Raw genomic sequence first — 25,340 nt, forward strand, 5'->3', positions numbered from 1 at the left:
GCGCGGGTGTGGGCGTCCTTGACGGCATCGACCAAAACGGAAGTATCGGGGTTCTCGGGAGCTGTGGCGCCGAAAGGGCGTTTCCAGTCACCCCAGGGACGTGACTGTTCCGAAGGACTTGGCCAGCACTCGGGCTTTCTTCAGTGCTGCAGACGAGCCCTTCTTCGCTGCCAACGCACCGATGCCGTCCCACGCGTTAGCCGGGACGTAGCCCCGGCGGGTGGCTTCGAGCAGGATCTCGGCGTGCAGCGTCACAACGTCGAGGACACGGTTCACCCACGTGGGTACCGTCTCCTGGTTTCCGGCGAACCACAGGGGTTCGCTCAACGTTGGCCACAGGAACGGCAGCATTTCAGGCTGTTTTTCCAGGGTGTACACCACCCGCGCCGGGCTCCACACCTCGTGGTACGGCAGCAACCCGATCGTGGCGGCCTTCACAGCAGCGGAGCCGTACGCCTCTTTTTCGGCCAATTCTTGTAGTCGTTCCGCTGCCCATTCCCGCTTCTGGTGGACGTTGTCGGCGCGAACCCCTGTGTAAGCGATCAATACCGCAATAAGCGCGTCGGAAAGCTCAGGTGTAGCCTCGCTCCGGTTTCTGGAATCATCTGCAACCAGGGCGTTGCCGTCCCAATAGAGCCAGCTTTCCTTGCCTTCCGGCTCGTCCTGGTTCACGCGCTTGGAACTGGCCTGCCTTTCTTCCCGGATCTCAAGGAACTCTCTGGTCAGGCTTTCAATCTCGAATACGGACGCCGGGTAGCTGGGAACAACCATGTCGAATTGCAGGTGGGGCTGCTTTGTGTTCGAACCTGCCTCGCGCAGCGAATACGTCGCCCCATCCGGGATGTTCGGCTTGGTCCCGGCCGCTGTCGGCCAGATCCGTTCGAACAGCGCTACGTCGAGCGCAGGCGTGGCAGGCTGCGGAGGTTCCACCTGCCGGTCGGGCAGTTGCTTGACGACGCCCCTAGCCGCGTCAACCGCCTTTGAAGAACCTTTCCGAGCCGCGAGCGCGCGTACCCCCGGCACCTCCAATGCTGACGCCGGTGCAACACCTGAGCTGACCGCAGCCAGCACCTCGCCGACGTAGTCCTGCATCGCCTGAGCCGCCTCGGCGGTGCCTGCCAACATCCGCGGGGTTTTGGCAGAGGCGACGAGCACGTCATCCAAAAGTGGCCAGACAACTGACAACATGCCGCGGTCCGCTGCCTCGCGCAATGACTCGACGAATGATCCGATGTTGCGCAGCTGCCCGTCCCAGTCGAGGTAGTTGATATCGGCTACACCGGGCACCATCAGCCCGCGCTCCCAGGCTTCTTGCAACGCCAACGCTGACTCCGTGGCATGCTCCGGGCGGCCGTGACGCTGGACCGCAAGCAGGTTCACCGCCGCGCCGCGCTCAAGTGGCTTGGCGCTACGAGCCAGCTGCCGGGCCATGATTGACGCCACATGCGGATCGCGTCGATGAAGCTCGACGTTCAGCGCGTCACCCCAGTTGGGGAACACCCCGAAATAGGCCCCGATCCGGTTTTCCAGGTTCATCTTGCGGTTCAACCCGACCAATGATCTGGGCCAGACCAAGCTGTCATCGTGATCTGACAAGGTAGAAGGTGCCTCTGGAATGACGAATGGCCTCTTCAAGTAGGACGTGATTACTCGGGCTGCGCTGCGAACCAGCTGCTTGCCGTCTAGCAACTTCACCGGGACCTCGGGCAGGTTCGCGTTGGCATCCGCTTTCGTCACGTCCAAGCGAGCTAGCGCCAAAACCAGGTCAGCTTGCAGCACTGGGACGCCCGCGGCCGCATACTTTTCCAAGGACGCAACGAGATCGTCGAACTCGACACTCAGATCAACCCGCGATGGCTGCGACAGCAGGCAAGGAATCTGTCCGAGGTGGTCCAATGCGCCTTCAAGATGCATGTCCCACAGGGAGCCTCCTGTTCGCCAACGAGGGCGTGCCGGTTCGTCCGCCAACCAGTTGCGGACGGCGTCTGCCCAGTACACCGCCGAGATCCCACGCAGCGCCCTGCGGGTGTCATCTAGGCTGTGGTTCGCCAGCGCGACCGCCAGTGCCAGGAACCGGTCTGCGTCAAGGCCGAACAGAACAACGTCACCGCGAGATTTCAACACGCGAAGCGCTTCCGTCAACGCCTCCGGGGTGACTTCACCCACCTCAAATCTTGGGACGTCCCACAGCTGCGGAGTTGGCTGCCACAGTCCGGTGATCACGGGCTCGTCGCTTGGGGCTGCGGGGCTCATGTTCCAATGTGTCAGCACCGCTTCAGCCAGCTTGACCGTGGCCTTGTCCGGCGACTGGGCAAGTTCACTCAGCCTCTCGTATAGCAGTTCAGCACTCGGCTTCCCGGGAAAGTCTCGCTGCTTCAAGGCGGTCAACACGTGTCGCACTGCCTTCTTCGTCTTCGCATAGAGGCACGCCAGAGCTACTTCGCCCACCAGATCGTCGGCCACATTCGCAATCAGCCGAGGACCGAAGCCCTCGACAACCGGCCCTTCACCGTGGCTTAGGACGGAGATCAGCGCGTCGACGCGGGAGACCAGTTCATCGTCGGTCACCGCAATGTCGTTCATGATCAACGACGTGAGCTCTTTGCGGTCACCTGGACGCGCCGCCGCATCCAACGACATGAAAAACTGCTCTAATCCCGCGTCGCGCTCGATTAGCCCTGCTTTGACCGCAGCGGAAAGCAGCTTGCCGAAGGACCCCGTCATCGTTACTCCCGAACGGAGCACTGCCTGCCAGTGCTGGTCAAACGAAGGACGCAGTTCTTCAAGAGTCGGGAGCACGTGTTTTTCTGGCCATGCGATTCCGGCAACGTCGCCGGTCAGGGCCGCAAGCGCAACGATGGACCAGTCTTGGAGGTAGCCGACCTTGTTTGGGACGGGTAGTCCCATCTCGCATACCAGCCGGACGGCGGCCTCCCCATGTGCGGACAGGGAGTACTCAGACGCCCTCAGGAGAGGGATGCACACCTCATCGATGAATGTGGCAGCGTAAGCCTCTCCGCGTTGGGCAACACATCTAGCCAAAACAACATCGTCGGTGTACTGCAGTAGCGACACTGCCCTGGGCGGGGTCACGCCGAGGCGCACAGCGAACAAGGCAAGCATGGTTTCATTCACGTTCACCGCGCTGATCCAGCCGATATAGTTGGATCTGATTCTCCCGTACTCACCCCAGTTACCGGTTTTTAGTCCGGCGACGGCCGCTTTTTGTTGTTCTTTCGTGCCTAGCGGCAGCGTTGGCGCATCGGCGACATCAGCCTTGTCCCAACCTAATTCGCGGAAGATTTCAACGGCCTCATGCAGCCTCGGATTCACTGTCATTAGAGTCCTTGTCGTTCGGTGGGGCTGGTCGATTGCGTCAGCATTACGGCGAGAACGTGCTTGCATGGCCCACGGTCGCCTGCATGTGAGAGATACCAGGTGCAACTGCAGGTGGCGCCCTTCTCGGGGACGTCAGTATCGGGGCCGAGCCGCACGCCGTATTCAGCGTCACCCGATGTGACGGTCCAGGCATCCGAACCAGCGCTTCGCACGGCGCCAGCGGACACGAGCTTCTGCGCTGCGGTCAACCGTGGATTGTCCTTTTCCACCCGCTCGGGCGTGTCTGGCAGTTCGCGGTGGAAATAGGCTTGGTCGTTGACATCCCACCCCACGCGGCCAGAGGCCGCGAGCACTGCCAGAGCGGCTTTCACTCGAGACTCGGGAAGCGCGGTGTCCTTGGCAAGGCGGTGTACATCAATGATCGGCTCAAAAGCCAACATGGCGCTCACCAGGTCGGCGTCTTCCATGACGTTCGGTTCGGCCAGCGAGGCCAGTAGTGAGCCTTCGCCGGAGTACCCGCGCCATTCTTTATCAGTCAGCCCGAGGGTGAGCCGAGCGTCCGGAAGCAGCAGCGTGATCATTGCTCCAACGGTGTACTCGTCGGCGGGGCCGTGGACGACGAGCCCTTGCGTGTGCGGCAACAGCCGTTTTAGGGCGCTTAGCCGCTGCAGACCACTGACCAGCACCGCTCCCGGCGTCGCCACCGCACTGACCTTTACCGCACCACGGGATGAGGACAGCCAGGCTGAGTGCCCGGACGAGCTCGCAGGGGGCAATCCTGCAAGGAATCGGCGTGCACCCGAGGCCGGCACCCGGAACGCCTCGACGAAGCCTTGCTGCGTCTGCGCCGCGTTGCCTAGTGCAGGCACCCAGCGTAACGGCATTGTCACAGGACGCTCAACCGTGGACGTCGTCAGCGTCGCCGCCCGCAGACCCTCTGCGCCGACGTCGAGATGCAGAAGTTCGTGGCGCGGCAGATTGGACAGCATCACCCTGGACGTGGGGCCGATGTCGACGTTGGTCGTGCCACGCCCGATGTCACCGCCGTCAAGGCCTGAGCCCATCACCTCGAAGCACGCGTAGACGGCGTTGCACCCCGAGAAACACTCGGCCCGCAGACGATCGCCGTGTGCGGAAAGAATCGGGTCACGCTCCGCCATCGGGGTGAAGTTGTAATAGCGGGTGGCGGTGATGTCTGCGAGTGTTACGAGCCCGCGTGCGAGCACCTGCGGGTGGGTTGCAAATCCATGGAAGAAACTGGGGGACGCGTTAAGACCATCAGGCTCTAGCCCGGGCGCGAGTGCGAGCGTCAGCCGGTCATCTACGAGAGTGGTTTCTCTGGAGAAGGTCCTTACCATTTAGTCCTCCAAGCCAGTGCCCCTTGTCAGTGGCAAGCCGTATTTACCGCTCAGCTTACGTGACCTCGCGTGAGGTTGCCGGATGGTTGTGATGGCTTGGCTGAAGCCCACAATAAGTACCTTTTCGCTGCAGTTTCCTTGAGTACGTTCGGGTTCGTGAAGGCCCGCGCATGCTCGAAACGGATCCAGAACGCGAGGGATTTTCGGAGCAACCCCGAACGATTCGCGGTCACGCCCTAGCGAAGGTTCGTGGATTGGTGCATACGGCGAGGTTGTTCTTGATCCATGTAGTCAAGATCTTGGCCTCGGGGCGGTCCCTTTTCTTGAGTTGTTTGCGTGCTCGCACGTTGAACCCAACGCGGTAGGTGATGGGTCGGGGTTGGTATTCGTCGAGCACGTTTGAACTACGTCGATTAGAGTTCTGCTCCAAGTGTCGCCCGAATCCATTCACAAGGAGAACGACATGTTCGGAATATTTGGCAAACGTTCCGGCAAAGCCGTCCAAAGCACTCGCCCCGAGCCCACCTACGAAATGAGCGACGGCCCGGCAGCCGAGCATCATCGACGAAGAAAAGACAGCCCTTCAGCTGGATATGTGACCACTACACCCGAAGGAACCCCAATGCGTGACATCGAAAGCCTCATCACCGTCGACGATCCGGCCTGGCCGCATCTTCAGAAAGCATTAGCCGAATCCGACGCTGTCGTGTTGCCCGTCGATCCAGAGCGAGGCCGCCACTCGCTGTGGGGATTGCAGGTCACCGCCGCGTCGCCGATGGGGGCCGTCGCACTGCACACTGGCGGCATCGTCGCCGACCACGGCTGGGTGCGTTTGTACGGCGGTGGCAGTGAGGACTTGCCCAGCATCACTGAAGCGAACGGGTTGAGCGGCCCCGTTTCGGCACCACCCGGTGCGCTCGTCGTCGGGCACGATGTCCTAGGAGGCCTCTTTGCTATCGACGGCGGTGCGCTGGGCATTGCGCCTGGCGAGGTTTGTTACTTCGGTCCGGACACCCTTACATGGGATGGGCTCGGTGGCGGTTACTCGGCGTTTCTTGCGGCTATGCTGGGCGGCGGACTAGAGGTGGTCTTCGAGGGACTGCGCTGGCCTGGTTGGCAAGACGAGGTGGCACAGTTGGCGTTGTCACAGGGCATTGCCCTCTACCCGCCGCCGTCCACCGTTGAGGGCAGTGACGTAAGTAAGGCGTCGAGGTCGGTTGTCAGCATCCGGGAGTTACTGGGCACTGAGTCACGCTAGGGTCGGTGCAAGGTGTAGGACCAAGATTCCTGTAGCGGGGGCTGGGTTTCGCATAGACTGCGCGCATGGCATTCCCCGTTGAAGAATCACGAATCCGCGCTGCTGAGGAAGCATTGGGCCGCACCTTCCCAGACGTCTTGCGGCAGCGCCTGATGTTGGAGAACGGCGGCGAAATCGACGACGCCGACGAAGGGCTACTGGTTCCTCTATCCGGTATACGACGATTCAGACCGTCGCCGTCTCTCACGTTCGGCGAATCACGTGGTCAAGGAAACCGAAACGTGGCGTTCCCAGGCCGACGGATTTCCGCAGGAAGCCATCGTCGTCGCAGAGGATCAGGAGGGAAACGCGATTGTTCTCCTGCCTGGCGATGACAACTTCTATGTCTGGGACCACGAATCGCGGGAAACGGAGCCGATCGAGTTGCTTTTCGACGAGTAACGCTCGTCTAAATCGGAACCGAACCGGAGCGGTGTGGATACGTGCATGCTCGAGAACGGATACTGAACATGGGTGAGTTTCGGAGCACCCCGAATGGTTCGCGGTTACTCCCTACCGAAGGCGCGTGGATCGGCACATCCATCGAGGTTGTTCTTGATCCATGTTGCCAGGATCTTGGCGTCGAAGCGGTCCATCTTCTTGAGTTGCTTGCGTGCTCGCGCGGTCAACTCAACGCGGTAGGTGCTGGACTGAGGTGGCATTAGTCGAGTTCAGCGAGCACTTCGTCGATGCTGAAGCGTTCGCCGGAGTCGTGTGCCATCGCTTCGCGAAGTTCTTGGAGGTCGTAGGAATCTTCGATCTTTTCCAAGATGGCGGTGCGGGCGAATTCGGAGACGGTGACGCCCTCGAACTGTGCGAACTTGCGCACGAGTGCAGCATCTTGATCACTCATGCGCACTGTCATTGTGCTCATTGTTTCTCCTTGTCACTGCTCTGAATACAGTGTATTCAGGCTCGTGGGCCGCTGACAAGGTGTGCATGGAGGGTAGTGCCTAAGACTTTGAGGCGTGCAACTAACGTTCCGCGCTCCGCCCCGCCAGCGTCAGCCCTCCCGCTAGGCCTTCTTGCGCCGCGAAAAGACGGTGGGGTTTGTGCGCGCATATCCCACAGCGATGATCGTCAGGGCGGCCACTGCACCGAGCATGGTTTCGGCGGTGCGGGCAAGCAGCATGGGGACGACTGGGGCGTCGTCGACAACTTGCACCATCAGCAGTGCTGTCGGGGTGATGAAGCTGGCGGCGATGGTGTAGTTGCGGGTCACGTACATCTCAGTCAGGTATTGCAGGATGATGATCCATACGACGATCTGCCAGCCCTGCAGCGAGTGTGACAGCAGGAAGCCAGTGACGGCAATGCCGGTCAGCGTGCCAAGGACGCGCTCGATGGCACGGAAATACTGCATCTTGAACCGAGAGTTCACCAGGGGAGCGGCGGCGGCGACCATGGCCCAGTAGGAGTGGGACAGCGAATCAAAAAGCGCCACCGACATCAGCCCCAGAATTCCAGCGAGAAGCGGGGCGAAGAAGAAACGGCTGGCCTCAACCACAAGGCGTTGGCGCGGCACTCGGCCGGCGTCGGGGGTGCGGGTGGGGACCTCGTCCTTCTTGGCATCCCCGCCAGGACCTTCACCGATGAGGTGAGAGACCTGGCCCAGCAGGAGACACACCAAGGCCGCACCACCCGCGATAGCACAGGCGAGCAGCGGATGAACCGGGTTGCTCAAAGAGCCGACGGCGGCGATGGAGAAGATGATGAACACGGAACCCGTCGGCTTCATATTCGTCGCCAAGGCGATCGTCGCCCATATCGACGACGCGATGGACGTCACCACCAATAAGACCCACGGGCTGAGCCCAAACCACGCGATGGTCGCGCCGAGAGTCACCATCAGGGTGAGCGCGATACCGGAGAGAATGTGGTGTTTCAGACGCACCTTGCGCGTAGTGTGCCGGCCATACACGCCGGTAAAGGCCGAAGTTCGCGTAAATGGCAAGATCAAGTCGCCCGAGCGCCAACAGCGTGAACATCGGGATGGCCACGCCAAGTGCGGTGCGGAAGGCGGGAATGTGGTCGCGTTGCGCAGGGCCCATCGTGAAGAGTGGACTGAAATGACGCAACGTAGCCTCCATCCCTCATGATTGCGGTGCAAGCGATACTGTAACGGCCAGCGGTTGAGACCGTGGTCGCGGAGGCGGTGACACCAAGAGCACAGCTATATATTGGTACGCAGCCCACCAACCAAGTAAGAGAAGGACACGTCGTGGCAGAAGGCATCGATCCATCCGACCCATCCAAGGTGCGCGTAGGAAATGAGGAGCGCACTGCGGCGCTTGACCGTCTGGGGGATCACTTCGCCAAGGGCTACCTTGACCTGTCGGAGTTCGAGGAACGCACGGCACAGGCGGCGGTGGCACGGACGCGAGCCGATCTGGCAGCGTTGTTTGGGGATATGCCGGGTGGGGAGGAGACGTCGATAAGCACTCCCGAACTCGACGACATGCTGGTGCGGAAGAAGAAGCTCGACCGCGCGCTTGGTGTGCTGTGGTCGCTGACGATGGTGGTGTTCTTCGTCGGGCTCTTCGCGCTTGATTGGGATTATTTTTGGGTGGTGTTTCCCATCGCAGGCCTAGCGTCGTGGGGCCTGTATGAGTTCTACGGGATCAGTGACGAAGAGGATGAGGTCCTCGAGGAGATCATGGAAGATGAGCGGCTCTCCCGTGCTGAGCGCCTGCGCATTGAGAAAGAGCGGCGCAAAGAGCTGGGGATGTAGCTATACCGGCAGCCCGCGAACACGCCGGCGGTGACGGTTGATCAGTGCCGCGGCGGTGCCGGCGCAGAGCAGCGCGGTGACCACCCAAATGGACTTCAAACCAAACACCACGTAGCAGCGGCCGCCGAGCAATGCGCCGCACGCGAGTGAAGACCAGAGCGCAAAATTCATGAGCCACGCGCTGTGGGGGCCGCCGAAGAGCGCGGCGACGAAACGTTGGGCCATCTTGACCAGGGTGCCCGTCATGTATGTCAGGGAGATGGAGACCTCGCCGCCGCGTTCAAACGTGGAGTTCATTGCGCCGACGGTGAACGCGAGGAAGTAGACCGACGCCCTTTCGTGCCCAAGCACCAGCAAGAGGGAGGACACGCCGGACATCGCGCACACGAATAGCAGGACGGCCTCGCGGGTGCGGGTGCGCGGAAGGTAGCGTTGGCCAAGCTGGCTGATGAACGCGCCGGCAGCCACACCAGCTAAGAACGTAAGCATGAGCCCACCGGCGATCGCGACAACATCCCACTGGCTTGCATTCGCCGCGGCGGTCAGGCGCGTGGTGTTGCCCGACATGAATGACAAGAAGTAGCCGCCCAGGTACATAAAGCCGATCGTGTCCACGAACCCGGTGATCGACGACAGATAGATCGCCAAGGCGTGTTCGCCTCGGCGGTAATCCCTCATTGCGCTCATCTACATCGTTGCCTTTACTTGACCTCCACCTTGGACGGCTTCAGCATGAGCCCGCCGAGTGGGAGAGAGGTATCGGAAGGGTACATGAAGGTCTTGGTGGGAACGGTGAGCGTCACACGCTTGCCGACGTACGGCTCCCACTCCGCACTATCATCCCTCTGGCGTTCCTTCTTGCCCACGACGCCGAAGTCATTGACTTGGGTGTAGTCCGACCCCGCCTTCATACCGGTGATTTCCACGGGCTTGTCAAAGATGATCACGTAGTAGACGTTGTTCGGGTCTTCCGGATTAGGGGCCGGGCGGCCTTGCAGTGCTTCCTCCGTCGACCACGCGCGGATGACACCGTTGAGCGTGACGGTGTCCCCGGAGGCGCTGCGCTCCTTCGACGGTCCGCCCTCAAATTCGGACAAATCCACGAGATCCGTGCCGTTGCGGCCACCGGGGATGAAGCCCTCAGGGGCAATGGAACCTGCAAGGCCTTCGCTCAGCACCGACGTGTCGGTCGACGGTGTCCACTTGATCACTTGGTGGTCGGGGAGAATTGTCATGTTGTCAAAATCCTCGGATGGGCCACTCTTGGCCAGACCGGTGCCGTCGAGGGTGTATTTCTGCGACGTTGCCGTTGGCGAGGTGGAACGTGAATCTACCTGGTAGACACCGGTACCGGCGGCAGAAGATTCCAGGCGGCTGCGCGCGCCACCAGCGCTGGCGACACCGAAGATGAGGTTCTCAGTCGACGCCGTGGCTGTGCCGTCTTCCGCACCATCAGTAGTGAAGACGATCACCGGGTTGAACTCCGTGCCCTCCACGGCCAAGAGCAGTTCAGGGTCGCCGCCGCCGTTCGCTTCCACGAGGGCGTAGGAGTATTCACCGGTCGGGGTGTAGCGGGCAGCGGGGTTCACGGGGTACTCGCCGGGGTTTGCAAGGATGGAGCGGTAGGTGGCGGCCCAGGTGGCGTCGTCAAGCGAAGGCTCTTGTGATGTGCTCTCTGAACTGGATTGCGCGCCTGGCTCCGGCAAGGAGTCGCTGCTGCACGCGCTGAGGGTAAAGAGCATGGTGGCGGAGAGTACCGCGACGGGAAAACGCATTGTCATGCGATTGAAACTATCACGACACGCTCAGTGAGTTCTCAGGTGTCAGGAAGGTGGGGGTGGGGGTGCTCATCCGTGTCACCAGCATGAACGGGTGTTTGTGGGGATCAAGAAAGGAGAAATCTATGAAACGCTGAAAATTTTTAGCCCGATACTTCTTCATTCTTGGCGTGGGCATACTATATTCCTCTACAAAGTAATCTTGATCACGTCTAGACGGCATGTGTTCTGCAACACATGATGGCTGGACGGTGACGAAAGAGAGGTAATCGTTTGAGCACCGAAGGCACGGAGAAGATGAGTCGCCTTGAGCGTCTCTTGATGTGGCGTCCCTTCTCCACAACGGCACGTACGTTGATCATTCTGGCCCTTGTGGTCCCGCTTCTTTTTTCTGGACTGTTCATGTGGGCGATGTGGGATCCGACGGGGTCTGTCCCGCAAACTCGCCTCGCTGTGGTCAACGAAGATAAGGGTGTTGACCGCGGTGAGGGCGCAGGGCTGGAGAAGTTCGGCGACAAGGTGGCTGAAGGTCTGACCTCGCGCGACTACCTCGACTTCAAGGAAGTCTCCGCGGAGGAAGCCCGCGACGGCCTGCTGAAAGGGAAGTACCTGTTCACTGTGACGATTCCGGAGAACTTCTCTGAGAACGTGGTCACCGTGATTGATCCGGAGCCGAAGCAGGCAGAGATCCTCATTGACTTCAACGATTACAACGGCACCAACGGTGCTGTGCTGACCGCAGGCCTGGTTCCGCAGATCCAGGCAGAGGTCGCCGCTGAGGTCTCCCGGACTTACGCGGAAGAGGTTCTGTCGGGTATCAACGAGCTCGGCGACGGTATTCGCGCCGCGGCTGATGGCTCCAAGCAGCTTGACGACGGTGTGGGCCAGCTCCAGGACGGTGCCGGCCGCGCGATCGACGGCATCAATCGGCTTGACGACGGTGCGAACCAGCTCCACGACGGCACCGGCCGCCTCGTACCCGGTACCACCGAGCTGAACGATGGTGCTTACCAGCTCAAGGACGGCCTGCACCAGCTCAGTGGTGGTACTGACCAGCTGGCTGATGGTGCGCGCCAGATTGACGAGGGCGTGAACCAGCTCACCGGCACGCTCATCCCCGTGCTGGAGGGTGTCCAGGGTGGCGTAGCACAGCTGCGTCCGGTGATTGATTCCTTGCGCGCCATGGGTTTGCATGAGCAGGCCAACAAGATTGAAAGCTCCCTCGGTCGCTTCCTGCCAGGCAGCGAGAAGAACTTGGTGAATGACCTGAAGCGTCTGAGCGCAGGTACCGGTGAGCTGTACGCGAACCTGGCGGATCCGAACATGCCGTACCGCAACGGCCTGAACCGCCTGGTGGATGGTGCGAACCGTCTGGCTGACGGTACGGATCAGCTGGCTGATGGTGCTAACCAGCTCCGCGACGGCACGACCCGCCTCACCGACGGCACAGGCCAGCTGGTCGACGGTGGTGCGCAGCTCGAAGACGGTATTGGTCGTTTGAAGGATGGTTTAGACGAACTGTCCACCAAGCTTGGTGACGGTGCTCAGCGTGCACCTTCCGTCAAGTCCCTGGACCAGTCTTCCGAACAGATCGCTGTGCCGATCCTCTTCCAGGAAGCAAACCTCCACCCGACGCAGGTTGTGGTGGACCCGGCTGACCCGACTGTGAAGAAGCCGTCGAGTGGTTTCTCTATCCTCGGTCTCGTCGTGATCAACTTCCTGCTCATGGCAGTGGTCTCCATTCTCTTGCCGCACGCGATTGGCCGCCGCCACAAGGCCTCCGGTGCAGTCGGCCCGGTCATGAGTGCATGGGTCCGCATGTTCGGCATCAACGTGGCGCTGACGGCGCTGCTGGGCTTCGTGTCCATCACGCTGGGCTGGCGTCCGAGCAGCTGGATCGTTGCGATCCTGGCTCTGCTGCTTATCGACGCAGCTGGCACGTCCATTTTCCAGTTCTTCCGCATCCTCTTCGGACGTGTTGTGGGTGCACTGTTCAACGTCGGCTTCTTCGCCATGGGCCTCTTCGTGGCCGGCGCAGTATGGCCGCTGTCCACGCTCCCGGCGCCACTCGCAGCCCTCAACCCGCTGCACCCGATGAGCCACGCACGCAACCTGTTCGTCCGCTCTGTCGATGGCATCTACGACGGCACATTCTGGCTGGCATTCATCGTCCTCGTTGTCTCCGGTCTGGTGGCAGTGGGTGCGTCCGTGGTCATCTACGACGCACGCCGCAAGGCCCTGCACATCCAGGACCCGAACGAGAACGAGAAGCAGCGTGAGGAATACGCTCGCGAGATCCGCGAAGGTGAAGAGCCACTGGAGTCGGTGTTCTCCCGTGGCTAAGCGCTGGAGCGTTTAGCTAGAAGTAAACCGCGGTCTTCCTTTCGGGGAGGGTCGCGGTTTCTTTGCGTCTTGTTTAGGTGACCAGGAGCCAGATAGCCACGAAGTGCGTTATCGCGGCGATGATGGTCAGCGTGTGGAAGTGCTCGTGGTAGCCGTAATAACGGGCTTGACGGCCGGGCCATTTGAAGCCGTAGATGGCAGCGCCGACCGTGTACAGAACGCCACCGGCGAAAAGCAGCCACAGCACGGCACTGTTTCCGGAGCGCAGGAGCGTGGGGATCAACGGAATAACAATCCACCCCAACCCGACATAAATGATGGGGGAGAGCCACCGCGGGTGCCCCGGCCACAGGAGTTTCAGGGCCACGTTGGCCAGTGCACCGCCCCACGCAACGGTGAGGGTGATCGCCGCCATTCTTGGCGGCAGCGCGATGACGCACATGGGGGTGTAGGTGGAGGCGATGAAGACGGCGATCATCGAGTGGTCCGCGCGCCGCCACCCTTCGACGCCACGCTGGGTGCGCCAGGGGAAGCGGTGGTACGTTGCTGAGACCGTGAACAGCGCGGTGAGGCCAAGCCCATAAATGGTTATGCCCAAGGTTTCCCACCACGGGCGCATCATCCAAGAGTAGGTGATAAGGACGGTGGCAGCGATGGTGGCTACCTGCGCCGCAAAAAGGTGCGCCCAGCCACGCACGAGGGGGCGCTCACCGCGGTCAGCGATCCAGCGGATCTTCTGGATTTGAGAGCTCTGCAAGCTCTGCAAGTTCTGTGAGCTTTGAGTATCGTGCGCATCACTGGTGACGGTCATGCCCGCCATTGTAGGGCGCGGATGTCAGCATCAGGCAAGGTGAGAGACGAATCACCGCGCAGCCCGTACACCACGACGTTGCCGTAGGTCCGGGAACTTAAGACCTCAGGGGTGGCGATTATGCCCACCTCATCGAAGACCTCAGCCATCCCCGTCAGTTCCGTCGCGGAGACGGGATGTCCCACGCGGTCGCCGACGTTCGCTAGATAGATCCCTCCAGGAGCAAGAGCAGCCGCAGCAGCGCGGTAGAACGCCGGCGAGGCAACATGCTCCGGGGTTGTCGGGCCCGCAAACACGTCCCGGATGATGACATCGACGGAACCGGCAGGCATGGCATCAACAGCCGCACCAGCATCGCCGTACCTAAACGCAATCTGCGGAGGCAGATCAAATGTGGTGGCGATGAGCTCGCACAAGGCACGGTCGATGTCCACCACAATGTTGTTTGACTCCGGCCACACGTCCGCACAAAAGCGCGGTAGGGAGCAGCCGGCGGCGCCGAGGTGAAGGAGGGTGGTGGGGGAGGCGCAGAGAAGCGAAAAATGCGTTCGCACAGCGGAGGCGATCCACTCCATGTAGTCGAATCCCAGCACGCGCGGCGCGCCGAGCACAACATAGGACGACGGAACCCGGTTGAGCTCCACGACAAAAGCCCCGTCACGCAACGGATCGGCGACGATGTCCACCGTGCCGGTATCCACCGGGTAGGTGCCAATGATCCGTTTCTTCGGTGAGCGGGGCTTTCCGCGTGCCATTTACCAGACAGCCACGAAACGCATGAGCAGCTGCGCGATCGGATCCGGGAATGGCTTGCGCAGCCACTTGAGCACACGGTCAGTGAGGCTCACCGCGTGGTGCTGGACGTACTTGATCCACGGCTGCTTGGAGTAGAGCACCTTGATGGTCTCATCCGCGATGTCACCAGGGGTGAGGTTCACACCCATGCTCTTCACGGACTGGGCATTGACGTTGGCCACCTGGGTCGCGGCCCACAGCGGCATCATGTCGTGGACGCGGATATCGTCCTTGCGCCACTCGACGGACAAAGCCTCCGTCATGCCGTTGACGAAGAACTTGGTGGCCGAGTAGGTGGAAATCTCCGGCTGCCCGAAGATGGCGGACGCGGACGACATGGAGATCATCACCGCGCCCTTCGTCGCCTTGAGGTACGGGTGGGCAGCCTGCGCGCCGAAGGTGACGCCAAGGCAGTTGATGTCAAAGAGTGCGCGGATCTTGTCTTCCGGCTGATCCACCAGCAGGCCGTCGATGATGATGCCAGCGTTGTTGAACAGGAAGTCCAGGCGGCCACCGGTCTTTGCCGTGAAGTCCGCCAGCGCCTCATCCCAGTTGGCGCGGTCTGTCACGTCGAGGTGGCCGGTGATGAGCTGGCCTTCAGGGATGTCGTCTGTGCCCCACGTGGTTTCCTGCACGTCGTAGGAGCCGACGGTCCAGCCAAGGTTGAGCAGGCGCTGAGCTGTTGCCTTACCAATACCGGACGCGCCACCGGTGATGAACGCTGCTGGACGCTGGGTCGCGTCCGCTACAAAGTCGGCGGGCTTGACGTACGGGGTTTCGCTGAGGTCTTCATGAAAGGGCTTTGCAAATGGGTTCCACATGCGTTCAACACTAAAACTAAAAAAGGGGCCGTGTGGGCGAAATCACAAAGAAATTGTGACCGCCCGCACAGCCCGATGAAGCCTGGTGCGAAGGGGTTAGCCCAAGAACGCCTTGTCCGACAGCGTCGCACCCTTGATGTTGGCGAATTCCTGCAGCAGGTCGCGCACGGTGAGCGTCTTCTTCAGGGCCTCATCGGCCTCGTAGACGATGCGTCCCTCGTGCATCATGATCAGCCGGTTACCCACGCGAAGCGCCTGCTCCATGTTGTGCGTGACCATGAGGGTGGTCAGCCCGCCATCCTCCACGAGGCGCTGGGTCAGCTCGGTCACGAGGGCGGCGCGGCCGGGGTCGAGGGCGGCGGTGTGTTCGTCGAGAAGCATCACCTTCGGCTGAGTAAACCCGGCCATGAGAAGCGACAGTGCTTGGCGCTGACCGCCTGAGAGAAGCCCGACTTTGTGTGTGAGGCGATTCTCCAGGCCGAGCTCGAGCGTGGCCAGCTGCTCTTTGAAGAACGTGCGGCGCTTCTCGGTCAGTGCGCGGCCGAGACCGCGGCCCTTGCCACGCAGGTACGCCAGCGAGAGATTCTCCTCGATGGTCAGGTTCGGCGCGGTGCCCGCGAGCGGGTCCTGGAACACGCGCGCGATCGACGTGGCGCGCTGGTGCTCCTTCATCCGCGTCACGTCCTTGTTGTCCACACGCACCGTGCCGCTATCCGGGCGCAGACGGCCCGACACGAGGTTGAGTAGCGTCGACTTGCCGGCGCCGTTGGAGCCGATGATGGAGACGAAATCGCCCTCCGCGAGGGTCAGGTCCACGCCATCCAGCGCCACGCGTTCATTGACGGTGCCCGGGAAGAAGGTCTTGTGTACGTGATTAATCTCAAGCATGAACAGCCTTCTTTTCGCTTATCGACGATGCCTTCTTCCCCGGCTTACCCACTCCCTTGCCCATAGCCTGGAACTTGGGCAGCAGAAGAGCGAGAACAACGAGGACGGCGGAGACGAGCTTCATGTCGTTCGGGTTCAGGCCAACCTGCAGTGCCGCGAAGATGATGAGGCGGTAGAGAACCGCGCCAACAACCACGGCGAGGATCGCCTGCAGCAGGCGGGACTGGCCGATGACAGCCTGTCCCACGATGACAGATGCGAGACCCACGACGATGAGGCCGATACCCATGGAGATATCGGCAAAGCCCTGGTACTGCGCCACAAGAGCGCCGGCCGTGCCAACGAGGCCGTTGGACAGTGCGAGAGCCAGGATCTTCGTGTTGTCGGTGTTCACGCCGAAGGACGTGATCATCGGGTCATTATCGCCTGTGGCGCGGATGGACAAGCCTAAGTCTGTGGTGAGGAACCAGTAGACGATAAAGGCCAGTGCAATGACGACAGCCGCCAGCAGCGCCACGCCACCCCACGTGCCCATGATCTTGGCGTCTCGCAGGGGAGTAAAGACCGTGTCCTGGCGCAGCAGTGGCAGGTTCGCCCCGCCCATGATGCGCAGGTTGATCGACCACAAGCCGATCTGGGTGAGGATACCGGCCAGGAGGCCGTCGATACCGCCCTTGGTGTGCAGCAAACCGGTGATGATGCCGGCAGCAAAACCAACGACAAAGCCCATCGCCGTGGCTGCAAACGGATTCCAGCCAGCGACGATGAGCACTGCGGCTGTACCGCCGCCGGTAGTAAAACTTCCGTCGACGGTCAGGTCGGCGAAATTGAGGACCCTAAAGGTGAGGTAGACGCCAAGCGCCATAACCCCATAAAGGATGCCTAGTTCAAGTGCGCCGATCATACAGTCTCAGCCTGGTCCTTAATCTCCTGCGGAATGGTGACACCCTGGGCTTTAGCTGCGTCCTCGTTGATGACGTAGCTGTACTTCGTTGCCTTTTCAACCGGCATCTTGGCTGGATCCTCGCCGTCGCGCAGGATGCGGATGGCCATCTCGCCGGTCTGCTTGCCCAGCTCCTTGTAGTCAATGCCGATAGTGGCCACTGCGCCACCCTCAACAGTGCCAGCCTCAGCTGCGATCACCGGGATCTGCTTGGCTTCAGCGGCCTGAACCAGGGAGGAGATGCCGGAGACAACCATGTTGTCGGTGGGAACGTAGAACGCGTCCACGTCACCGATGGCCTCGACGGCCTGCGGGATCTCGTTGACGGAGGTCACGGTCTGGGTGACAATCTCCCAGCCACGCTTCTTGGCCTCTTCCTGGGCAGCCTTCACCTGGATCTCGGAGTTGACCTCACCAGAGGAGTAGACGATGCCGATCTTCTTGCTCTCCGGCACCAGCTGGGAGATGAGGTTGAACTGCTCCTCCAGCGGGGTTTCATCGGAGGTGCCCGTAGCGTTGCCGCCCGGCGCGTCCATGGAGTCCACCAGCTGTGCCTCCACCGGGTCAGTCACGGCGGTGAACAGAACAGGTGAGTCCGTGATGTTCTGGACAACAGCCTGTGCTGCCGGGGTAGCCACAGCCAGCACCGCGTCCAGGTTGGAGGTAGCGAACTGCTGGGAGATGGTCAGCGCGGTGGCCTGCTCGCCGTTAGCGTTCTGCTCATCCCACTTGACCTCGATGCCGGCCTCTTCGAAGGCTTCCTTAAAGCCTGCGGTTGCAGCATCGAGAGCCGGGTGCTGGACCAGCTGGTTGATACCAATGGTGTAGGAGCCGTCCTTGCCGCCAGCGTTGTCGCTGGAGCCGCTGGAATCGCTAGAGCAGCCAGCCAGGGCGAGGGTTGCCGCCGCAACAGTGGCGGTCACGGCACGGGAAAATGTGCGTTTGAACATGAGTGAGCCTTCCGGTTCGTGGTCTACCGCCTAGTTCGCGGAATGACGTAGACCATATCCCAGATCCCTTGTGACTCATGCACGAATCGAAGAATTTTATACAGTTTTGTGGAAAAACCGCGGGTTTTAGGTGTTATCGCTCCACGTCCGCGTCTTAGCAAAGAAGAACGCCACCACCACGCCGAGGGCCAGCACAGCCGCGGGGAGAAGGAGAGAGGTACTCATCGCCGCCGCGAGAGGTTTCTGCGCCAGCTGCGCGGACATCATTGCCGCGATCGCTGCCGAACCAATCACCGCACCCACCTGCCGCAGCGTGTTGTAAATGCTTGAGCCCGCACCAGCCAGCGCCGGGTTGAGGTTCCGCGTGGCAATCATGGACAGCGGACCCCACATCATGGAATTGCCCAGGCCATAGAACACTGAGATGAGCAGCATCCAATTCGGGTTAATACCGGGATGCGCAATGAGCGCCGATGCCGCAATGCTGGCCGCGGTCACTGTGAGCCCGCAGAGCGCAATCGGTTTCGGGTCGCGCGTATTCGTGAGCTTGCCTATGCGCGGTGATAACGCCCCCGACACCACCCCCGACGGCAAAATCAACAACGCCGCCTGAGTGGGCGTGAGCCCTTGGACCTGCTGCACATAAATCATCCACGGAATGGCAAAGGTGGACACCCCGAAGCCGACGCAGGCGATGGTGAGGGAGGCGAGGGTGAAGTTGCGGTCGTCGAAAAGCGAAAGCGGAACGAGTTGATCGCGCGTGGTGCGCGATTGCCACACCATGAACACGGCGAGCAGCACGAGGCCCATGACGATGAGCGCGGCTACGCGATAATCCCAGTTGAGAGCTTCGCCTTCTTGGATGCCGAGGATGAGGCAGAACATGCCGGCCGCGGACATGGCCACGCCGAGCCAATCCAGACGGCGCGCTGTCAGCGGAAGTGTGGGGACGTGCTTGGCCGCGAGGAAGAGGCCGATGATGCCCACCGGGATATTGATGAAGAAGATCCACTCCCAACCCCCAAGATCCAGCACGAATCCGCCGAGGAGTGGGCCGACGACCGTGGCCACACCTGCCGTGGCGCCCCACACGCCCATGGCGCTGCCGCGCTGGGCGGGTGGGAAGGTGCGGATCATCACCGACATCGTCTGCGGCGACAGCATTGCCCCGCCAAGGCCTTGGAAGGCGCGCGCGATGATGAGAAGTTGTACTGTTCCCGCCAGGCCGCAGGCGAGCGACGCCAGCGTGAATAGCGCGAGGCCCGCCAGGTAGAGAACCTTCGGGCCGAAACGGTCGCCCAACCGGCCGGTGATGAGCAGTGGCACCGCATACGCCAGCAGGTAGGAGCTGTTGACCCAGATGACCTCGTTGTAGCTGGCGTCCAAGTCAGCGGCGATGGCGGGGATGGCCACCGCCACGATTGTGGAATCCACCAGGATGATGAAAAATCCCAGCATCATCGACCACAGCGCCGGCCATGGGTTGTTTGTCTGCGTCACACGTACTCCTTGCTACCGCTGCTCCCCGTCAGCGGGGTCTGACGTGCGAAATCTACCCCTTTTGGGCCCGGGAGTCGAGTGGGGTGTTCGGGGCCGGAGTCAGCCCCGCATCGGTGTTACGGCAGTAGAGCCTTGATCTGCTTCTGGATCTCGTCTGTGAACTGCGGGTTGAAGAAGGCCAGGCCGCCGATCAGCGCCGCGATTGCGGCGAGCACGCCGAAGAAACCGAGAACGCCCTTGGCAGCCGGGGAGGAGCCTTCGCCCGGGGAGTCGTGGCTGGAGCCGTGGCTGGAGTCGTCGCCGGTGCCAGTACCATCGCCAGCGCCAGTGCCCGTGGTCTTCACCGGGAGGAAGACGTCGGTCTTGGCGTCGGTGGTGATGCGCAGGCGGGCATCAGCCGGAGCGTTGGCCGGGACAGCGAGCTTGACGGTTGCCTTGCCAGCCTCGCCGAGGCCCTTCTCGCCAAGCGCCGGGTCGATCGTGGATGAGGCTTCTGCCAGCTTCTTGCCCTTCGTATTCTCAAGGGACACGGTGACGGTGGTGGCGGTGTCGTCCTGGGTGTAGATGAGGGAGGACAGATCAATGGTGTTCTCCTCACCCGCCTTCAGCGGCTCGTCCACCTTGACGCCCACAGCGGACTGGCCACGCGGCGCCTTCTTCTCGTCGCTCTTGAGGTACTGGATGAACGCATCCACGTCGACAAGGCCGATGTTGGTCATCTCGGAGCCCTTCGTCAACGCATCGAAGCCGTCGCCGCCGCCGAGCAGGAAGGTGGAGCCGGCGATGATGTAGTCCTTGTTCGGATCCAGCGGCTTACCGTCAATGTTCACCGAGGTGATGCGGTTGCCCTGCTCCGCGTCCGGGTTGTAGGTGTAGGACACGTTGTTAGACAGGCCCAGTGCCAGGCGCGGGCGGTCAGCGCCCGGTTTCCACTGCTGCTCGAGGGTTTCCTTGAAGTCTGCGCCCTTGATGGTCTTGTAGGAGTTCTCATTACCAAACGGCTGGACGGAGAAAGCCTGCTGGTAGGTGATATCACCTGCCGGCAGGTCGTCGCGCACACCACCAGCGTTCATCACACCGATGTCCGGAGTGACGTTCGAGTTCGCTGCGATGGACCACTTCGCTGCCTCAGCCAGCAGGTTGTTGAGGGAGGACTCGACACCACGGTTGGAGCCGGAATCAGCGCCCTCGTTCTTGCCGCGCGTGAACGCCTGGTCGATGGTGGCAACCTGCTTCTCACCCTCCGTCTTGGCCTGCTCCACTGCCTTGTCGACGATGGCGGCGATCTCCGGGTACTTCTTGTCGCACGCAAGGATCGTTGCATTATCGACGACCTTCGCCTCATCCACCGTCACCTTCTTCGTCGCACGGTCGATGCTCAGGTCCACGTTGGCAAAGCCCTGCGAGTACTGGCCCGCTTGCAAAACCACCGGGGTATCGGTGCCAGTCGGGTTGACGTAGGCGTGGGTGTGGCCAAGGAAAGCAACGTCGACGTTCTGGAACTTATCCGGGGTGATGTCACCGGCGTGGACCAGGGCGACGACGACGTCAGCCTCGCCGGACTCTTTGAGCTCCTTTGCCACAGCGTTGGTGGTTTCAACCGGGTCATTCCAGGTGATGCCCTTGATGCCGTCCGGGCTCACCAGGTTCGGCATATCAGCCGTGACGGTGCCAATGAAAGCAACCTTCACGCCGTCGAGCTCTTCGATCGTGTACGGCTCGGTGCCCTTGACCGTCTCAGCATTGGCGGCCAGGTAGGAGAACTGCGCATCGGGGATCACACGGTCCGACAGGTCCGCTGCACCCTTGTCGAATTCGTGGTTACCCACAGCGGAGACCTTCAGGCCCATGGTGTTGAGGACGTCGATCGTCGGGGCGTCGTCAAGCAGCATTGCCGCGAACGGGCTGGCGCCGATGTTGTCGCCGGAAGAGGTGAAGATGTGAGCGTTACCGAATGGCTCCGCTTCCTTGTCGATCGCGCACTTCAGGCGCTCCGCGCCGGGAACCGAATTCTCAGGCTTGCGGGAATCCTCTTTGTACTTGAAGCGACCGTGGAAGTCAGTGATGTTGGAAATGGAGATCTTGGCGGTCGTTTCATCGGCCGACGCCACGGGAACGGTCAGTGCGGTGAAAGACAGTGCGCTGATCGTCGCAGCAGCGATGGTGGCGCGCAGGGAACGGATGCTCATGTGGAAAACCTTGTGTCTCTTGTGTCCAGGGAATGCAGGTCAACCACAGACGCTAAAAATACAAGGTGTCCCGGGAGTGAATCTGACGTGACACTTCAATGAAAAACCGGCCCACGGATTGCGGGCCGGTTGGATCAGGTCAGGACGGGGTGTTTAGACGCCGTCAGTCTCCTGCGGGTCACCGTCAGCGTCCGCCTTTGTCTCGTGGCGGGTGCCCGGCTTGTGCTCTGGCGGAGCGTAGATGGAGTACAGCTTCGCTGGCACGGAACCTTCGTTGGTGAAGTTGTGCCACTTGCCGGACGGGACGAAAGCTGCCCAGTCCGGGCCGACAACCTGGTCAACTTCCAGGTCATCCTCGCTGGCGCCGATCATGGCGCGGAGTTCGCCGGCTTCGAGGCGCAGGAACTGGTCGTGGCCACCGTGGATCTCAGCGCCGATCTCGCCTCCTGGCGGGATGGTCATGACGGTGAGCTGGAGGTTCTCGCCGGTCCACAGGGTGTCGCGGAAAGCCTCGTTGTCCAGGGTCGCCTTCTCAATGTCGACGACGTATGGGTTCGGTCCGTGGTCGTTATCAGTTGCCATGGTGTCCTCCTTAGGTGACGAATAATCAGGCACTTCCCATGGTAGCGCCGTTTATGCTCTTAGGAGCCGAAAAGATTCTGCAGGTATCGTGCGGGCATGAGCAATGACAACGTCCCCGAGCGCATCAAGCAGGCCGACTCCCGCCTGAAGTACATCACCAGCGCCAACGATCGTTTGGAAGCTGTGGGGGAGCAGATGACCGAGGATTGGGTGCAGTTAAGCAAACTCATTGAGTACTACGAGTCGCAGTGGGGAGCAGACATGGAGCGCTACCCGCACGCTCATTATGGAGTGCTCTCCGAAGATGGCGTGTGGAATGAGATGGGCCGGTTCTATGAGGCGCTCAAGGAAATCCGGGATGTGTCCACGCGCATCGTGCGCGAGTACGAGGGCGAGGAGGCAGGGGAGGCCTAAGCTACGTCCGCCGCCTTCTCCACAGCCCGCTCTTCGCTGAGCTTCGCCTCTGTCTCCGGCGTGACCGGCTCCTCCACAGCGCTGACGCTGTCCTGATTACCCACCTCATGGGGTGCGGCTGGCTTGATGCCAAAGAACGTGCCCAAGCCCTTCACGTTGAACTGCGTAGCCATGTAGCGCGAATTGTTCGAGGTGTTCCACTGCGACACCACGAGGTCAAGGTTGTCCAGGGTGGAGCCGGGCACGATGTAGCCGCCGTAGAGCTGCGTGAAGTTGTTCTCATTCTGCTTGCCGGACCAGCCGTTCGGCCCCGCGACAACCACGTGCGCAGGTGTGATCGCATTCCAATCTGTCGCGATGGTGGGGGAGATGCGCACTTCAATCGAGGCGGTCTGCTCATTGAACATCGCCAGCACCCAGTGGCCTTGGATGTAGCGCAGGGACATCTCACCGGCGCGCACGTTGTCGCTGAGGATCGGAGTCATCGCCGTGCCCCACGCACCGGTGCGCGGGTTGAAGCGCTCCCATCGCGCCGGGCTCGCAATATCAGCCTCACGGAATCGCGACAGGTACACCGGATGGTTGCGCTTGAATTCAGACGACACCACGTAGATGTACCCGTCCGGCCCCATCTCCCAACTGATCAGGTTGCCCATTCCATCGAGGTGGTTCGCAGAGTTTTTGCTTATCGACGTCCACCGTGCACCCCCATCCACCGACGTCCAAATCTCCGTCTGCAGCACATTGCCGATGCCCCGGTTCCACATGCCTTGCATGTACAGGGTGCCATTAATGTTGATCACGTCGGAGGGGATGAGCGTAAGACCGTCATCGTGGCGGTAGTCCACGAGCTGCTTCACCTTGTTGCCGTCGTTGAGCGGAGCGATGAAGCGGATGCGGCCGTTTTCATCGCGCACGGCGCGGACACCGACGGGGCTGAGCCAGTCACCCTGGCCAAAGCCGTTGCCTGTGAAGGAATCACCGAAGATGACGCCGAATTGTTTGCCCAGTTCTTCCCCAATTCCCAGCGGCACCATGATGCCCAGGTCGATGGCGCCCAAGCCGACGACGTGTTGGTGCCTGCCTAGGAGATCACCGATGAGTTTGACGGTGAGTCCTTCGCTGACCTTCGTCAGTTCCTTGGCGGGACCCTGCGGCGCAGAGCTGCCGGAGCTGCCGGAGCTACCGGAGCTGCCAGAACTCAAAAACGCGCCGCTGGAGCTCTGCGCCTCGGCAGCCGGGACACTCACAATGCTGGCAAAGGTAGCGGCGGCAACAGCGGCCCCTACCAAGCGGGATCCACGTGAGCGGGATGGTGTCTGGAAACGTGGTGACATGGCTGGCATGGTCGGGGCAGCTCATTTCTTCATGAGGGGTTAGTTTTCCCGAGGAACTCTATCAAGCAACCGCCCTACAAGCTGGATTAGTCGGCTTTGCGGTGGCGCGGGCCATCGCCCAAACGATTGTCACGTTCCGCACGGCGCAATCGGACTTTCTCCACCTCAGACAGGTACGACTCCTCCGACGCCACTGTGTCCTCTGTGTCCTCGTTGCTCGGGGTGAAGGCGACGGGGGCGGGGAAGTATTGGGTGGGGGCGTCGTCGAAAAGCAATTCGCGCGGTGCGCCTGGAACGGCGACGGTGCGCGCGGAGTCTTTGGGTGCGGGCTGATCATCGGGGTCGATGGCGGCGGCGCCTTCCACAGTCACCGCGATGGTGCCGTCGGAGAATTCAAAGACGTGGAATGGCTGTGGCTGCGGCATCTCCGCAACCGGAAGGACGGGAAGGTTGCGCACCGCATGAGCAATGGAATGGCGGGCAATGTCCAGGGTGATGGAACCGTCCACCGCCATCGCACGGGCGAAAACAGGAGCCTCGCTGAGACTGTCCAGCAGTGCCATCACGATCTCGTTGTCATGCTCACCAACGGTGCCCAGCACGCGGCCCTCGCAGGTGACAACGACGGTCTCGTCGTGGACATTCAGCCCCACGAGCCAGTGGCCGGGGGACATGAGCATCGTTTCCGTCGCCGTGTAATCACCACCGGCAACCTGGACGAGGATGCCTTCGTTGGCGTTGCCCTGCGGCAAGACCACGGCCTCTGCCGGTGCATTATTCCGCGGAACGACGAAGGGTGCCGGGGCGATATGCACGGTGACGCCGTAGATGCCCGTGGCGCGATTCAGCGCAAAAGTTGCGTGCGCACGAGGGGTGATGCCGCGGGAGTGAAGCGATTCCACGAGGGGAAACTCAGCGCGGGTTTCGGCATCGATCTCACCGATGACCGCTCCAAACGCAAGTGGCCAGCGCACGCGCCATGTGCCGGTGAGGGGATACGGCTCGAGCTCCACGGTCGTGCCAAGATCGCGGCCGGGGCCGGCGGTGGTGGAGATGTGCTCAAAAAGAATTGCCTGCACAACATTGCCCACGCGCACGCTCATGCCATCGCCCAAGACGGTGGGGATGAGCGGGTAGCGAGGGGTGGAGTCCATGAGTCACAACTCTAGCCCGGCGTCCCGGAAGCGGCCGAAAGTGTTGCAAATGTTGCCAATGTGACTAAAGTTATTCAAGTTATAGCGTTATTTTTCCGACGCAAAGGACT

General features: G+C 61.3%; 23 protein-coding genes and 1 pseudogene. 6 read left to right on the forward strand and 18 right to left on the reverse strand.

Annotated elements, in window-relative coordinates:
• Positions 1-87: 87 nt before the first annotated feature.
• The gene (locus L8U60_RS06725; RefSeq protein ID WP_269965599.1) at positions 88-3,339 is read right to left on the reverse strand and encodes a hypothetical protein; all 3,252 of its coding nucleotides are present in this window, start codon (positions 3,337-3,339) and stop codon (positions 88-90) included.
• Positions 3,339-4,697, reverse strand: a complete 1,359-nt coding sequence (locus tag L8U60_RS06730) for an SWIM zinc finger family protein (RefSeq protein WP_269965600.1) — start codon at positions 4,695-4,697, stop codon at positions 3,339-3,341. Before L8U60_RS06730 ends, L8U60_RS06725 begins: the two co-directional genes overlap by 1 nt.
• Positions 4,698-5,319: 622 nt before the next feature.
• Between L8U60_RS06730 and L8U60_RS06735 the strand changes: the two genes are divergently transcribed.
• The 3 genes and pseudogenes from L8U60_RS06735 (at position 5,320) to L8U60_RS06740 (ending at position 6,396) form a co-directional block, all read left to right on the forward strand.
• Positions 5,320-5,955 carry a DUF2625 family protein gene (locus tag L8U60_RS06735; RefSeq protein WP_070495364.1) on the forward strand — a complete coding sequence of 212 codons (636 nt, stop codon included), beginning with the start codon at positions 5,320-5,322 and terminating at the stop codon, positions 5,953-5,955.
• Positions 5,956-6,020: 65 nt separating this feature from the next.
• A pseudogene (locus tag L8U60_RS10850) lies at positions 6,021-6,125 on the forward strand (SMI1/KNR4 family protein); the annotation flags it as partial.
• 91 nt (positions 6,126-6,216) lie between these two features.
• The gene (locus L8U60_RS06740) at positions 6,217-6,396 is read left to right on the forward strand and encodes a hypothetical protein (RefSeq protein WP_246816406.1); all 180 of its coding nucleotides are present in this window, start codon (positions 6,217-6,219) and stop codon (positions 6,394-6,396) included.
• Between the two features lie 104 nt (positions 6,397-6,500).
• Here L8U60_RS06740 and L8U60_RS06745 read toward each other — a convergent pair whose 3' ends face one another.
• The 3 genes from L8U60_RS06745 to L8U60_RS06755 form a co-directional block, all read right to left on the reverse strand.
• Positions 6,501-6,656 (reverse strand): type II toxin-antitoxin system RelE family toxin, encoded by a 156-nt coding sequence (locus tag L8U60_RS06745; RefSeq protein WP_269965601.1) that lies wholly within the window; start codon positions 6,654-6,656, stop codon positions 6,501-6,503.
• Positions 6,656-6,868 carry a type II toxin-antitoxin system RelB family antitoxin gene (relB, locus tag L8U60_RS06750; RefSeq protein WP_269965602.1) on the reverse strand — a complete coding sequence of 71 codons (213 nt, stop codon included), beginning with the start codon at positions 6,866-6,868 and terminating at the stop codon, positions 6,656-6,658. The genes L8U60_RS06745 and relB overlap by 1 nt, the downstream gene beginning before the upstream one ends.
• A 141-nt stretch (positions 6,869-7,009) precedes the next feature.
• Complete coding sequence (locus tag L8U60_RS06755; protein ID WP_269965603.1) at positions 7,010-7,888, reverse strand: FUSC family protein; 879 nt, start codon at positions 7,886-7,888, stop codon at positions 7,010-7,012.
• Positions 7,889-8,215: 327 nt separating this feature from the next.
• Between L8U60_RS06755 and L8U60_RS06760 the strand changes: the two genes are divergently transcribed.
• Positions 8,216-8,725, forward strand: coding sequence for a DUF1707 SHOCT-like domain-containing protein (locus tag L8U60_RS06760; RefSeq protein WP_269965604.1), 510 nt, complete (start codon positions 8,216-8,218; stop codon positions 8,723-8,725).
• Here L8U60_RS06760 and L8U60_RS06765 read toward each other — a convergent pair whose 3' ends face one another.
• Both L8U60_RS06765 and L8U60_RS06770 read right to left on the reverse strand, forming a co-directional pair.
• Positions 8,726-9,412: a YoaK family protein gene (locus L8U60_RS06765; RefSeq protein ID WP_269965605.1), complete on the reverse strand. Its 687-nt coding sequence runs from the start codon at positions 9,410-9,412 to the stop codon at positions 8,726-8,728. It lies immediately after the preceding gene.
• A gap of 14 nt (positions 9,413-9,426) precedes the next feature.
• Positions 9,427-10,506: a hypothetical protein gene (locus L8U60_RS06770; RefSeq protein WP_269965606.1), complete on the reverse strand. Its 1,080-nt coding sequence runs from the start codon at positions 10,504-10,506 to the stop codon at positions 9,427-9,429.
• Between the two features lie 270 nt (positions 10,507-10,776).
• Between L8U60_RS06770 and L8U60_RS06775 the strand changes: the two genes are divergently transcribed.
• Positions 10,777-12,846 (forward strand): YhgE/Pip domain-containing protein, encoded by a 2,070-nt coding sequence (locus L8U60_RS06775; RefSeq protein ID WP_269965607.1) that lies wholly within the window; start codon positions 10,777-10,779, stop codon positions 12,844-12,846.
• Positions 12,847-12,919: 73 nt separating this feature from the next.
• On the opposite strand, the gene trhA is transcribed toward L8U60_RS06775, so the two are convergent.
• From trhA to L8U60_RS06820, 9 genes are all read right to left on the reverse strand, one after another.
• The gene (gene trhA / locus L8U60_RS06780; protein WP_269965608.1) at positions 12,920-13,657 is read right to left on the reverse strand and encodes a PAQR family membrane homeostasis protein TrhA; all 738 of its coding nucleotides are present in this window, start codon (positions 13,655-13,657) and stop codon (positions 12,920-12,922) included.
• Complete coding sequence (locus L8U60_RS06785; protein ID WP_269965609.1) at positions 13,654-14,412, reverse strand: spermidine synthase; 759 nt, start codon at positions 14,410-14,412, stop codon at positions 13,654-13,656. Before L8U60_RS06785 ends, trhA begins: the two co-directional genes overlap by 4 nt.
• On the reverse strand, positions 14,413-15,273 hold the full coding sequence (locus L8U60_RS06790; RefSeq protein WP_269965610.1) for an SDR family oxidoreductase: 861 nt from the start codon (positions 15,271-15,273) through the stop codon (positions 14,413-14,415).
• 96 nt (positions 15,274-15,369) lie between these two features.
• Positions 15,370-16,161, reverse strand: coding sequence for an ABC transporter ATP-binding protein (locus L8U60_RS06795; protein ID WP_269965611.1), 792 nt, complete (start codon positions 16,159-16,161; stop codon positions 15,370-15,372).
• Complete coding sequence (locus L8U60_RS06800) at positions 16,154-17,065, reverse strand: ABC transporter permease (RefSeq protein ID WP_269965612.1); 912 nt, start codon at positions 17,063-17,065, stop codon at positions 16,154-16,156. The genes L8U60_RS06795 and L8U60_RS06800 overlap by 8 nt, the downstream gene beginning before the upstream one ends.
• Positions 17,062-18,054, reverse strand: a complete 993-nt coding sequence (locus L8U60_RS06805; RefSeq protein WP_269965613.1) for an ABC transporter substrate-binding protein — start codon at positions 18,052-18,054, stop codon at positions 17,062-17,064. The genes L8U60_RS06800 and L8U60_RS06805 overlap by 4 nt, the downstream gene beginning before the upstream one ends.
• Before the next feature lie 126 nt (positions 18,055-18,180).
• A complete protein-coding gene (locus tag L8U60_RS06810; RefSeq protein ID WP_338026474.1) occupies positions 18,181-19,554 on the reverse strand; it encodes a DHA2 family efflux MFS transporter permease subunit in 1,374 nt (457 codons plus the stop codon).
• Between the two features lie 116 nt (positions 19,555-19,670).
• Entirely contained in the window at positions 19,671-21,743 is a 2,073-nt protein-coding gene (locus tag L8U60_RS06815) for a bifunctional metallophosphatase/5'-nucleotidase (protein WP_269965614.1), read from the reverse strand.
• Between the two features lie 153 nt (positions 21,744-21,896).
• Positions 21,897-22,325 (reverse strand): cupin domain-containing protein, encoded by a 429-nt coding sequence (locus tag L8U60_RS06820; protein WP_269965615.1) that lies wholly within the window; start codon positions 22,323-22,325, stop codon positions 21,897-21,899.
• Positions 22,326-22,421: 96 nt separating this feature from the next.
• Between L8U60_RS06820 and L8U60_RS06825 the strand changes: the two genes are divergently transcribed.
• The gene (locus L8U60_RS06825; RefSeq protein ID WP_269965616.1) at positions 22,422-22,739 is read left to right on the forward strand and encodes a DUF4298 domain-containing protein; all 318 of its coding nucleotides are present in this window, start codon (positions 22,422-22,424) and stop codon (positions 22,737-22,739) included.
• Here the strand turns inward: L8U60_RS06825 and L8U60_RS06830 are convergent.
• Together L8U60_RS06830 and L8U60_RS06835 are read right to left on the reverse strand one after the other, a co-directional pair.
• Positions 22,736-24,076 carry a DUF4185 domain-containing protein gene (locus L8U60_RS06830; RefSeq protein ID WP_269965617.1) on the reverse strand — a complete coding sequence of 447 codons (1,341 nt, stop codon included), beginning with the start codon at positions 24,074-24,076 and terminating at the stop codon, positions 22,736-22,738. The genes L8U60_RS06825 and L8U60_RS06830 overlap by 4 nt on opposite strands.
• 86 nt (positions 24,077-24,162) lie before the next feature.
• Complete coding sequence (locus L8U60_RS06835) at positions 24,163-25,230, reverse strand: hypothetical protein (protein WP_269965618.1); 1,068 nt, start codon at positions 25,228-25,230, stop codon at positions 24,163-24,165.
• Positions 25,231-25,340: the final 110 nt, after the last annotated feature.

Source organism: Corynebacterium meitnerae (assembly GCF_027570075.1).
GTDB classification, from domain to species: Bacteria; Actinomycetota; Actinomycetes; order Mycobacteriales; family Mycobacteriaceae; genus Corynebacterium; species Corynebacterium meitnerae.